Consider the following 12364-nt stretch of genomic DNA (forward strand, 5'->3'; position numbering starts at 1 on the left):
CGAAAGTTACTTTCAGGCGGTAGGAAGGGGTTCCGGATGACCGAGGACGTGGCCGGCCGGGGAATCAGCCGACGGAGGCTGGGCGGTGGGATGCTGGCCCTGGGCGGAGCGCTCGCCCTGGCGCCGATTCCGTTCGCGGAGCGGGCGTCGGCCATGGAGTCGGGGACGAAGGCGTCGGACATGAACGCGGGGACCGGGACGGGCGGGGCGCCGGGCAACGGCCGGCCCACGCTGCGGCGCGGAACGGCCGAACGCGCCGGGCTGTTGCAAGAACCCCTGGACCAACTGGTCACCGACGCCGAGAAGTTCCTCGAAGCCTCCCCCAAGCACCCCTGGTACGCGGGGGCGGTGCTGCTCGCCGGACGGGGCGGCACGGTGGCCCTGCACCGGCCCATCGGCAAGGCCGTGCGCTACTCGGCGTACGACGAGAAGACCGACACCGGCGTGGAGTTCCCGCCCGACCGGCAGATCCCCATGGCCGAGGACACCGTCTTCGACCTGGCCTCGGTCTCCAAGCTGTTCACCTCGATCCTGGCGGTGCAGCAGATCGAGCGCGGGACGCTGGAGCTGGAGGCGAAGGTCGCCTCGTACCTCCCCGACTTCGCCGGGGGCGGCAAGCAGGACATCACGATCCGTCAGCTGCTCACCCACACCTCCGGTTTCCGAGCCTGGATCCCGCTGTACAAGGCGCCGACCCGGGAGGGGAAGCTGCGGCTCCTGTGGGACGAGGTGCCCGCCAACCCGCCGGGCACGGTGTACCTCTACTCCGACCTCAACCTGATCTCGCTGCAACTGGTCCTGGAGAAGATCACCGGCCGCACGCAGGACGTCCTGCTCCGCGAGCAGATCACCGCTCCGCTCGGGATGCACCGCACCCGGTACAACCCACCGGCCTCCTGGAAGCCGAAGATCGCCGCGACCGAGGACGCCCGGCTCCCCTGGTCCGGGCTGGAGCGCGGCCTGGTCTGGGGCGAGGTGCACGACGAGAACGCGTACAGCCTGGACGGAGTGGCGGGGCACGCCGGGGTCTTCTCCTGCGCCTGGGACCTCGCGATCCTCGCCCGCACCCTGCTCAACGGCGGGGTGTACGGCCGGGCCCGCATCCTCTCCCCCGCCTCGGTCGACCTGCTGTTCACCGACTTCAACACCGCCTTCCCCGGTGACGCGCACGGGCTCGGCTTCGAGCTCTACCAGCACTGGTACATGGGTGCGATGGCCACGCCCCGCACGGCCGGCCACACCGGTTTCACCGGCACCAGCCTGGTCCTGGACCCGACGACCGACTCGTTCCTGATCGTTCTCGGCAACTCCGTTCACCCCGTGCGCAGTTGGCGTTCGGGCAGTGCACCGCGCGTGGCCACCGCCAACCGGATGGCACGCGCGGTCGCGGTCCGCCCGGTCCGGGGGCGCACGGCGTGGTTCTCGGGCCAGGCCGGCGCCACCGAGGCGACGCTCACCCTGCCCCCGTTGCGGCTCTCCTCGGGCCGGGCCCGGCTGGACTCGGCGCTGTGGTGGGACACCGAGCCCGGGTCGGACTTCGTCTTCCTGGAGGCGTCGGCGGACGCCGGGGCGACCTGGCAGCCGGTGCCGTTCGCCACCGCGCCGATGGCGCGAAGGCCCCGCCCGGAGCCGGAGGCCCACCCCACCGGCTCCGTCTCCGGCTGGTCCGGCCGGGTGTGGCACCGGCTGGAGGCGGACCTCGCCCCGTGGCGCGGCAAGGAGGTGCGCCTGCGCTGGCGGTACGCGACGGATCAGCTGTACGTCGGCCGCGGGGTGTACGTGGACGCGGTCCGCGTCGAGGACGGCGGCCGGACGGTCTTCGACGACAGCCGCCCGGGCGACGCGGCCCGGGTGGAGGCGCGGGGCTGGACGGCGTCGGCCGACTGACCCGGTGCGGGAGGGGTGGCGGTGTCGTCCGGCCCGGCGCCCCTCCCGCACCGGCACCGAACCTGCCGTGCCGGGGAAGGGCCGTCCCCCTCCCCCGGCACGGCAGACACACCGCGACGCGTCCCGGACCGGGCGGAGCCCCCGGGTAACGGGACGGCCGGCACCGGCGTCGGAGAATGCTCCGATGACCTCATCACCGCAGAAGATGACCTCAGCGCCCCAGAACCGGACGCGCGCCGAACGCCTCGACCCCGACCGGCTGGTGGCCGCCGTGCACGCCCGGACGGGCGTACGGCTGGTGGTCGAGGGCCCCTGTCCGGGGGGCGAGGTGGGCGCCGCGTACGTCCGGTGGCCCGACGGCCACCGGTCCGTGCTGAAGTGGCGGCCGGGCACCCGGCTCGACGCGCTGCGGGCGGGCCCCCTGACGGTGTGCGAGGTGCTGCGCGGCCGGGGATACCCCTGCCCGTCGACGGAGCTGGCGCTCCAGGTGGACGACGCGGTGGTACTGGTCCAGCAGCTCCTGCCGGGCGCGCCGCCGAAGCTGCTGGACCACCGCGGTCTGGACCGGGCGCTCGCCCTCAACGAGTCGCAGGCGGGGCTGCTCGCCGGGCACCGGGACGTCCCGCCGGTGAACCTGCACCTGCTCGACGACGGCCCCGGCTACTGCCTGCACGAACCACTGCGCCGGCACAGCCGCCGGGGCGCGGCCCTGGAGCGGCGGGTCAGATCGGTGGGCGCGGCGCATCCTCCCCTCCTGGCCGGGGACGACGTGGTGCACCAGGACTTCCACCACGGCAACCTGCTCGCCGTGGACGGCGCCGTCACCGGGGTCGTCGACTGGGACGGCGCCGGGCGGGGCGATCGCCGCTTCGACCTGGTCACCCTGCGCTTCGGGCTGCACGCGGGACGCCAGCCGCCGGGGGTCGCCCGGCGGCTCGACGCCGTCCTGGACGCCCTGCCCGAGGACGTCCTGCGCCCCTGTTGGGCCCATATGAGCCTGCGCATGGCCGACTGGGCCGTCCGGCACTTCGCCCCGGGCGAGACGGAGCACTGGCTGGATCTGGCCGAGCAACGCCTGTGACGGACCGGGGCCGCCCGGACCGGGGTAGGGTCCCGGACGACCTGACAGGGCCGCCCGCCAGGGCAGTGGCACGCCGACCGCGGAAGGACCATGAAGACCACCGCCGAACCATCCGCGCCCCACCCGGCCCCCTTGCGGGTTCCGGCCTTCCGCCGGCTCGTGCTCGCCAACCTCGTCTCGGCGGCCGGCTCTTCGATGGCACCGGTCGCGCTCGCCTACGCGGTGATCGGGCAGGGCGGCGGGTCCGGGTCGCTCGGTGTCGTGCTGGCGACGAACGCGGTGCCGACGATCGTCCTCACCGTCGCGGGCGGCGTCCTCGCCGACCGGCTGTCGCGCAGCCGGATCCTGTTCCTGGGCAATCTCCTGGCGTCGGCCGCGCAGGCGGTGCTCGCGGCGCTCGTGGCCACCGGGCACGCGACGACCTCCTCGATCGCCGCGTGCGGCTTCGCCTCCGGAATCGCCACGGCCTTCACCGCCCCGGCCGCGACGGGCCTCGTGGCGCAACTCGTCGCGGCGGAGCACCTGCAACGGGCCAACGCGCTGCTCCGGCTGCCGAGCAACGCCGTCAAGGTGCTCGGTCCCGTCGTCGGCGGAGTGGTCGTGGCGGTCGGCGGGCCGGCCTGGGTACTGGCGTGCGACGCGCTCGGCTTCCTGGTCGCGGCGCTGCTGCTGCTCGGCCTGCGGCTGAGCGCGCCGGTCACGACGAGCGGGGTCCTGGCCGATCTGCGCGCCGGCTGGTCCGGCTTCCGGCGCCGCACCTGGCTGTGGACGTACACCGCGGCCGGAACGGTGGTGGTCGCCGCGTGGCTGGCCGGTTTCCAGCTGCTCGGTCCCGTGGTCTCGGCCGAGCACTACGCGGGGGCCCGTTCCTGGGGGCTGGTGCAGGGCGCGTTCGCGTTCGGGCTGCTGGCGGGGACGGCGGTGTGTCTGCGGTGGCGGCCGTACCGGCTGCTGGCCACGGCCGTCGTCACCGGCGGCGCGCTCTGTCTGCCGCCGGCGGCGCTGGGCCTGGGTCTGTCCCTGCCCTGGGTGCTGCTCGCCGCCGTGCTCGCGGGCATCGGGGTGGACGTCGCCGTGGTGGCCTGGACCACCGCGCTCCAACAGCACGTGCCCCAGGAGGAGCTGGGCCGGATGAGTTCGTTCAACGGGGTCGGGGAGCGGATCGCCGTCCCCCTCGGCTACCTCGTCACCGCGCTCGCCGCGCACGTCTGGGCCGACCGGACCGTGCTCCTGGCCTGTGCCGGTGCCATCGTGGTGACCACCCTCCTCAACCTCTGCGTGCGGGACGTGTACCGCGTCAACCGCGCCTGAACGTCCGGGCGCGGGCGCCGTCGGCCGGACCGCACCCGTGAAGCACGCGCGCCCATGGCCCCATTGACACAGTCACCGGCGCCTCCTTACTGTCGCGACAGCATTTCGAACGCGTGACGAAATTTCGAACAGTAAAGGTGATCGCCGTGCGCATCACGGGAATCAGCACGCATGTGGTCGGGACCCCCTGGCGAAACCTGACCTACGTCCAGGTGCACACCGACGAGGGAATCACCGGTGTCGGCGAGACCCGCATGCTGGGCCACACCGACGCGCTCCTGGGCTACCTCGCGGAGGCGCGGGCCAACCACATCGTCGGCTCCGACCCGTTCGCGGTGGAGGACCTCGTACGGCGCATGAAGTACGGCGACTACGGACGGGCGGGCGAGATCGTCATGTCCGGCATCGCGGTGATCGAGACGGCCTGCTGGGACATCAAGGGCAAGGCACTCGGCGTGCCCGTCTGGCAACTGCTCGGCGGGAAGGTGACCGACCGGGTCAAGGCGTACGCCAACGGCTGGTACACCACCGAGCGCACCCCCGACGCGTACCACGCGGCCGCGCGGGCGGTGGTGGAGCACGGGTACAGGGCCCTGAAGATCGACCCGTTCGGCACCGGGCACTACGAACTCGACCACGAGCAGAGCCTGTACGCCGTGTCGCTGATCGAGGCCGTGCGGGACGCGATCGGACCCGACGCGGAACTGATGCTGGAGATGCACGGCCGCTTCTCGCCCGCGACGGCGATCCGCCTCGCCCACGAGCTGGCACCGTTCAGGCCCGCGTGGCTGGAGGAGCCGGTGCCGCCGGAGAACCTCAAGGCCCTGGAGAAGGTGGCCGCGAGGGTGGACGTGCCGGTGGCCACGGGCGAGCGCATCCACGACCGGATCGAGTTCCGCGAGCTGTTCGAGAGCCAGGCCGTCGACATCATCCAGCCCGACGTCGGCCACATCGGCGGCATCTGGGAGACCCGCAAGCTCGCCGCGACCGCCGAGGCACACTACACGCTGGTCGCCCCGCACAACGTGGGCGGCCCCGTCCTGACGGCGGCCTCGCTCCAAGTCGGCTTCACCACACCGAACTTCAAGATCCTCGAAAACTTCAACGACTTCGCGGACGCGGAGATCAAGAAGGTCGTCAGGGGCGCCCCGCAGGTCGTGGACGGCTACTTCGAGCTGTCCCACGAGCCCGGCCTCGGCGTCGAGCTCGACGTGGAGGCGGCAGCCGAGTTCCCGCAGCAGCGGGCGCGGTTCGACCTGTGGGCGGAGGGTTGGGAGAAGCGCGACCCCGACGGGGGCGCACGGTGAGCCGCGCCGTCGTCGTCGAGACCCCCGGCTCCTTCCGGCTGGTCCCGCACACCCCGCGCCCACCGGGCCCCGGCGAGGCCCTGGTGCGGGTGCACGCGGTCGGGATCTGCGGCAGCGACCGCGAGGTCCACCAGGGCAACAGGCCCGCCGGGTACGTCCGTTACCCCCTCACGCCCGGCCACGAGTGGTCCGGGACCGTCGCCGGGGTGGGCGAGGGGGTGCCGGGCGCACTGGTCGGGCGCCGGGCGGTCGGCGAGGGCTTCCGCAACTGTCAGGTGTGCGAGCGCTGCCACGCGGGCGACACCACCCTGTGCACGGCGGGCTACGCGGAGACCGGCTTCACCGAGCCCGGCGCGATGGCCCCCACGCTCACCCTGCCGGCCCGGCTGCTGCACCTCCTGCCCGACGGCGCGGACCTGACGGCCGCCGCGCTCCTGGAGCCCGCCGCGTGCGTGGCCGCCGCCGCGCTCAAGGCGGGCGTGCGCCCCGGCGACCGGGTCGCCGTCGTCGGCACCGGCACCCTCGGCATGCTCGCCGCGCAGCTGCTGACCGCCTCGTCGCCCGCCGAGCTCCTGATGGTGGGCATCCGCGCCGGCCGTGAGGAGACCGCACGCGCCTTCGGGGCGACGGCGTACCGCCTCCACGACGAGGTGCGCGGCGACGAGGGCTTCGATGTGGTGGTGGAGGCGGCCGGTGCCGCGTCGGCCGCCTCCACCTCGGCCTCGCTGCTGCGGCGCGGCGGCCGGCTGGTGCTCACCGGCATCCCCTCGCCCGGCGCGGACGGGCTCGACCCGACCGACCTCGTCGTACGACAACTGGAGGTGCACACGGTGTTCGGCGCACCACCGGGCGCCTGGGCGCACGCGGTCCGCGCCTTCGCCGCCGGACTGCTCGCGCCCCTGCCGCTGGTCACCCACGAACTTCCGCTCGCCGACTTCGGCCGGGCCATGGACCTGGTCGGCGGCGGTCCCCGCGTCGGCAAGGTTCTGCTGCGCCCCTGAGGACGGTCCCGCAACCCCCGGCGGAACAGCCCCTGGACGACGGCTTCGGAGCCGGCCGCCGCCCACGGGCACGCGCCGGTACGGGGCTCCTCCGGATTTCCGTACCGCCGCGCACCCATCCCCCGAATGCCATCCGCGCCATCGAACGACCACGTCGAACGTTCCGCAAGGAGTCACCGTGTCCCAGCCGGTTTCCGCCCTCCCCCGCCGCCCCGGCGAACCCGCGCTCAGCGCCCTGGGCATCGGGGCGCCCGCCCGCTCCCCCGTCGACGCCTCGCCGCACGTCTTCCCCGACGGCGGCCTGTGGCGCACCGAGATCCCCTCCGTCGAGGGCCCCGAGGCCCTGGCCGTCGTCCTCGAGGAGGCCGCCCGCCTCGACGTGCCCGTGCACCGCGTCAGTCAGGGCAGCGGCGTCTGGATGCTCAGCGACGCCGAGATCACCGAGATGGCCGGGGCCGCGGCCGAGCGCTCCGTCGAACTCTGCCTGTTCACCGGACCGCGCGGCACCTGGGACATCGGAGGATCCACCCGGACCGACTCGCGCGGCGCCGGGCTGCGCGCCCGGGGGCACGACGCGGTGGCCGGATGCGTCGAAGACGCCCTGCGGGCAACCGAGTTGGGTGTGAAGTGCCTGCTCGTCGCGGACGAGGGCGTGCTGTGGACGCTGCACAGGGCTCGGCTCCAGGGGCTGATCCCGGCGGACACGACGCTGAAGGTCTCGGCACTGATCGGTCCGGTCAACCCCGCCGCGTACGCCGTGTACGAGCGTCTGGGCGCCGACTCGCTGAACGTTCCGTCCGATCTGACACTCGCCCAGCTCACCGAGATCCGGAGGGTTTCGGGCGCCCCGATGGACATGTACGTGGAGGCTCCGGACGACCTCGGGGGTTACGTCCGGATGTACGAGATCGCCGAGCTGATCCGTCGCGGTGCCCCGCTGTACCTCAAGTTCGGCCTGGCGAAGGCTCCTTCGCTCTACCCCTCGGGGCAGCACCTGCGCGACACCGTGCTCGCCACCGCGCGCGAGAGGGTGCGGCGCGGGCGCCTCGCCCTCGACCTGCTGGCCCGGCACGGCGCGGAGGGCGGGATGTCCCCGCTCGGGTCGCGGCTGCCGGGGACGCTCCATCGGTTCGAGAGCTGAGCCCCCCGTACGGCAGCGGCCGCCGTCACGTTCCTCCCGGGGCGGCGGCCGCCGCCACGCGCACCGGCCCCCGGTCGGCCCGCTCGCCGGCGCGGCGAGGGACGGCCGGGGCCTTCGGGTGCCCCTCCGCCTCAGCCTCCGAACGCGGTCCCCGGCAGCCCCTGTCCGGCCCCGGGGACGACCAGCAGCGAGCCGGAGAGCGGGTGAGGTGCCGTCAGGCCGGTACGCGCCGTGGTGATGTAGAGATCGCGCAGTCCGGGGCCGCCGAAGGCGCACGCGGTGGGGCGGCGCACGGGCAGCTCGACCGTCCGGTCGAGAGCGCCGTCCGGGGTGTAGCGGCGCACCTGGCCCCCGTCCCAGAGCGCGACCCACACACAGCCGTCCGCGTCGACGGACAGCCCGTCGGGGAAGCCCTCGCCCGGCCCCAGCGTCACCAACGGCCGCCGGTCGAGCGGGATTCCGCCGCCCATGCGGCAGACGTCGATGCGGCGCGTGGGGCTGTCCACGTAGTACATCAGCGAGCCGTCGGGGCTCCAGCCCGTGCCGTTGCTGACGGCCACGGACCCGAACACCTCGGTGGCGGTGCCGTCGGTCGCGACACGGGTCAGCGAGCCGCCGCCCGGGGTCTCGTCGTAGCGCATCGTGCCCGCCCACAGCGTCCCGTCGGCGGCGACGACCGCGTCGTTGCCGCGCCTGCCGGGCACGGGGTCGCGCCGCAGCCAGCCGAACGCCCCGTCCGTCCCGTACAGCCCGATGCCGTCGCGCAGGTTCACCACGAGGCCGCCGCCCGCCCGGGGCTTCGCGGCCCCGACGTGCTGCTCGGTGACCATGACCGAGCGCCGCCCGGTGGCCGGGGCGAAGGTGTGGATCCGCGAGCCCAGGATGTCCACCCAGATCAGCCGCTCGGCCACGGGGTCCCAGGTGGGCCCCTCGCCCAGCGCGGCCTTTTCGGGCACGGCGACCTCGAAGCGCGCGCGGTCCCCGGCCCTCACCTCCCGCCCCGGTGTCCCAGGCGTTCCGACAGGTCCGCCGCCCCCCTGGCCGCCAGCCCGGCCAGCTCGCCCTCGCGCCCGTCGGTCCAGCGGACCATGGGCACGGAGATCGACAGGGCGGCGACGACCCGGCCCGAGCCGTCGCGCACGGGCGCGGCGACACAGCTCACGTCCGGGTTGGACTCCTGGTGCTCGACCGCGACGCCCCGCTCGCGCACCGCGTCGAGGGCCTCGCGCAGCGCGTCGGGCTCGACGATGCTGTTGGGGGTCATCGCGACCAGTTCCGCGTCCGCGATCCGGGCCTCGAACTCGCCCTCGGGCAGCGAGGCGAGCAGCATCTTCCCCACCGAGGTGCAGTGCGCGGGGAGCCTGCGGCCGGCGGCCGAGACCATCCGTACGGCGTGGGTGGAGTCGACCTTGGCGATGTAGATGACGTCGAGGTCCTCCAGGATCGCGACGTGCACCGTCTCGCCGCAGGTCTCGGCGATCTCGCGGGCCACCTGCCGGCCCTCCGCGGCGAGGTCGAGCTGTTCCGCGTACCGGCTGCCGAGCTGGTGGGTGCGCACCCCGAGCCGGTAGCGTCCCGGCTGGTCGGGGACCGGGACCAGGTAGGCACGGGCCGCCAGGGTGGTCAGCAGCTCGTGCACGGTGGTGCGCGGGAGCTGGAGCCTGCGGGTGATCTCGGGTGCGGAGAGCGTACCGTCGCCCTGCAGGAAGAGTTCGAGGATGTCCAGCGCTCTGGTCACCGCGGGGACGAGCCGCCCCATAGCCGCTCCACCACCTTTCGTTCGATACTCCGGCCCTTGACCGGTATGACGAACGTCAGCGTATCCAGCAGGTCAGCCGCCCGGCAATGCGCCCCTCGCCCGACTTCCGGCCCCGAACCCCGCAACTCCCCGCCCTGCACGCCCCATTGACACCCCTCGGAACCGCCGCTTACCGTCTCGCCAACATTTCGAACGTGTGTCGATATATCGAACGGGACTGATCCATGCGCACCCGTACCCCCTGCACCGCGGCCGCGCTCGCGGCACTCCTCGTCCTCTCCCTCACCGCCTGCGGCCAGGAGGCCCGCGGCGGCAGCCGCTACCGGGCCGAAACCGGAAAGGGCGGCACCGTCGGCCTCGCCATGCCCACCAAGGCTTCCGAACGCTGGATAGCGGACGGCCGGAACATGGCCGAGCAGTTCCGCAAGGCGGGCTACAGGGCCGATCTCCAGTACGGCGACGACAAGGTCGAGAACCAGGTCGCCCAGATCGAGAACATGATCACCAAGGGCCACCGGCTCCTGGTGGTCGCCGCCATCGACGGCTCCGCCCTCACCGACGTGCTGCGCCGGGCCGAGGACGCGGGCATCCCCGTCATCGCGTACGACCGGCTGATCATGGGCACCGGCAGCGTCGACTACTACGCCTCGTTCGACAACGAGCGGGTCGGGATGCTCCAGGCCCGGTACATCGCCGACGAGCTGGGCCTGGACGGGCCCGGCAGGCCGTACAACATCGAGCTGTTCGCGGGCTCCCCCGACGACAACAACACCAAGTACTTCTGGAACGGCGCCATCAAGGTCCTGAAGCCGTATCTGGACAGCGGCCGCCTCGTCGTCCGCAGCGGACAGAAGAAGCTGAGCCAGGCAACGACCCTGCGCTGGGACGGCGGCACCGCGCAGAAGCGGATGGACGACCTCATCAGCAAGAACTACGGCGACGCGCGGGTCGACGCGGTGCTCTCCCCGTACGACGGGATCTCCCTCGGCATCATCTCCGCCCTCAAGAGCGCGGGGTACGGCACCCGGGGGCAGCCGCTGCCCGTGGTGACCGGCCAGGACGCCGAGCTGGCCTCGGTGAAGTCCGTCATCGCGGGCGAGCAGACCCAGACCGTCTTCAAGGACACCCGCAAGCTCGCCGCCCAGGCCGTCCGGATGGGCGATGCGGTGCTGAACGGCAGGAAGCCCGAGGTCAACAACGTGAAGGACTACGACAACGGCAAGAAGGTGGTTCCCTCGTACCTGCTGAAACCGGTCAGCATCGACAAGACCAACACCCAACTCCTGGTCACCGAGGGCTACTTCACGGCCGGGCAGCTCTCGTGACCCGGCCGGTGCTCGAAATGCGCGCGATCACCAAGGAGTTCCCGGGCGTCAAGGCCCTCTGCGGGGTGAACCTCACCGTGCGGTCCGGCGAGATCCACGCGATCTGCGGCGAGAACGGCGCGGGCAAGTCCACGCTGATGAAGGTCCTCAGCGGGGTGCATCCGCACGGGAGCTACGAGGGGGAGATCCGCTTCGAGGGCGAGCGGGTCGCCTTCCGGTCCATCAGGGCCAGCGAGAAGCGCGGCATCGTCATCATCCATCAGGAGCTGGCACTCGTGCCGCACCTCTCCATCGCCGAGAACATCTTCCTCGGCAACGAGCGGACCTCCGCCCGCGGGATCGTCGACTGGAACGAGACCCTGCGCAGGGCGAGCCGGCTGCTCGAACGGGTCGGGCTGCGCGAGAGGCCGCAGACGCCGGTCGCCGACCTCGGCGTGGGCAAGCAGCAACTGGTGGAGATCGCCAAGGCGCTCGCCAAGGAGGTGAAGCTGCTGATCCTCGACGAGCCGACGGCGGCGCTCAACGACGAGGACAGCGCCCAGCTCCTCGACCTCATCCTGGAACTGCGCGAACAGGGCATCGCCAGCATCATCATCTCCCACAAGCTGAACGAGATCCGGGCGATCGCCGACACCGTGACGGTGCTGCGCGACGGCCGCACCATCGAATCGCTGACGGTCCGCGACAACCCGTCCGACGCACCGGCGCCGGACGAGGACCGCATCATCCGCTCGATGGTCGGCCGCGACCTCGACCAGCGCTTCCCCGAACGCACCCGCCACGACGGGACCGACGAGGTCGTGCTCGAAGTGCGCGGCTGGACCGTCCGCCACCCCGTGGACCAGCAGCGCAAGGTCGTCGACGACGTCTCGCTGACCGTGCGCCGCGGCGAGATCGTCGGCATCGCGGGGCTGATGGGCGCGGGCCGCACCGAGCTGGCGATGTCGGTGTTCGGCCGCTCCTACGGGCGGTACGAGGCGGGAAGCGTCCACCTGCGCGGGCGCGAGGTGTCCACCAGGACCGTCCCCGCGGCGATGGCGGCGGGGCTCGCGTACGTCACCGAGGACCGCAAGCACTACGGCCTCAACCTCATCGACAACATCACCCGCAACATCTCGCTGGCCTCGTTGCCCGGCATGCGCCGGCGCGGCGTCGTGGACGGACACCACGAACGCTCGGTGGCCGAGGGCTATCGCACGTCCATGAACATCAAGGCCCCCAGCGTCTTCGAGCAGGTGGGAAGGCTCTCGGGCGGCAATCAGCAGAAGGTCGTGCTGAGCAGATGGATCCATGCCGACCCCGATGTGCTGATCCTCGACGAGCCGACCAGAGGCATCGACGTCGGCGCCAAGTACGAGATCTACACCGTCATCGACCGGCTCGCCGCGCAGGGCAGGGCCGTGCTGTTCATCTCCTCCGAGCTGCCCGAACTCCTCGGGATGTGCGACCGGATCTACACCATGGCCGAGGGCCGGCTGACCGGTGAGGTCGCCCGCGCCGACGCCACGCAGGAACTGCTGATGCGCCACATGACCATGAACAGAGGCTGAGG

At 72.7% G+C, this 12364-nt stretch carries 10 protein-coding genes; 8 read left to right on the top strand and 2 right to left on the bottom strand.

What is annotated here, in order from left to right; translation table 11 throughout:
• The first annotated feature begins 36 nt into the window (after positions 1-36).
• The 6 genes from ACFYW1_RS21905 to ACFYW1_RS21930 all read left to right on the top strand — a co-directional run bounded on the left by ACFYW1_RS21905 (position 37) and on the right by ACFYW1_RS21930 (position 7728).
• Positions 37-1887 carry a serine hydrolase gene (locus ACFYW1_RS21905; protein WP_388995496.1) on the top strand — a complete coding sequence of 617 codons (1851 nt, stop codon included), beginning with the start codon at positions 37-39 and terminating at the stop codon, positions 1885-1887.
• Positions 1888-2071: 184 nt separating this feature from the next.
• Positions 2072-2968 carry a phosphotransferase gene (locus ACFYW1_RS21910; protein WP_388995499.1) on the top strand — a complete coding sequence of 299 codons (897 nt, stop codon included), beginning with the start codon at positions 2072-2074 and terminating at the stop codon, positions 2966-2968.
• A gap of 90 nt (positions 2969-3058) precedes the next feature.
• Positions 3059-4279, top strand: a complete 1221-nt coding sequence (locus ACFYW1_RS21915) for an MFS transporter (RefSeq protein WP_388995502.1) — start codon at positions 3059-3061, stop codon at positions 4277-4279.
• A gap of 146 nt (positions 4280-4425) precedes the next feature.
• Positions 4426-5586 carry a mandelate racemase/muconate lactonizing enzyme family protein gene (locus tag ACFYW1_RS21920; RefSeq protein ID WP_388995505.1) on the top strand — a complete coding sequence of 387 codons (1161 nt, stop codon included), beginning with the start codon at positions 4426-4428 and terminating at the stop codon, positions 5584-5586.
• Positions 5583-6587 (top strand): zinc-binding dehydrogenase, encoded by a 1005-nt coding sequence (locus ACFYW1_RS21925; RefSeq protein WP_388995508.1) that lies wholly within the window; start codon positions 5583-5585, stop codon positions 6585-6587. The genes ACFYW1_RS21920 and ACFYW1_RS21925 overlap by 4 nt, the downstream gene beginning before the upstream one ends.
• A gap of 178 nt (positions 6588-6765) precedes the next feature.
• The gene (locus ACFYW1_RS21930; RefSeq protein ID WP_388995511.1) at positions 6766-7728 is read left to right on the top strand and encodes a hypothetical protein; all 963 of its coding nucleotides are present in this window, start codon (positions 6766-6768) and stop codon (positions 7726-7728) included.
• Between the two features lie 131 nt (positions 7729-7859).
• Here the strand turns inward: ACFYW1_RS21930 and ACFYW1_RS21935 are convergent, their stop codons facing one another.
• Entirely contained in the window at positions 7860-8720 is an 861-nt protein-coding gene (locus ACFYW1_RS21935; protein WP_388995514.1) for an SMP-30/gluconolactonase/LRE family protein, read from the bottom strand.
• A complete protein-coding gene (locus tag ACFYW1_RS21940) occupies positions 8717-9487 on the bottom strand; it encodes an IclR family transcriptional regulator (RefSeq protein WP_388995517.1) in 771 nt (256 codons plus the stop codon). Before ACFYW1_RS21940 ends, ACFYW1_RS21935 begins: the two co-directional genes overlap by 4 nt.
• Before the next feature lie 224 nt (positions 9488-9711).
• On the opposite strand from ACFYW1_RS21940, the gene chvE reads away from it, so the two are divergent.
• Both chvE and mmsA read left to right on the top strand, forming a co-directional pair.
• Complete coding sequence (gene chvE, locus ACFYW1_RS21945; protein WP_388995519.1) at positions 9712-10812, top strand: multiple monosaccharide ABC transporter substrate-binding protein; 1101 nt, start codon at positions 9712-9714, stop codon at positions 10810-10812.
• A 17-nt stretch (positions 10813-10829) separates the two neighbouring features.
• A complete protein-coding gene (gene mmsA, locus ACFYW1_RS21950; protein ID WP_388995522.1) occupies positions 10830-12362 on the top strand; it encodes a multiple monosaccharide ABC transporter ATP-binding protein in 1533 nt (510 codons plus the stop codon).
• The last annotated feature ends 2 nt before the right edge of the window (positions 12363-12364 follow it).

Origin of the sequence: Streptomyces sp. NPDC002669, from assembly GCF_042889165.1 — a bacterium.
Lineage (GTDB): Bacteria > Actinomycetota > Actinomycetes > Streptomycetales > Streptomycetaceae > Streptomyces.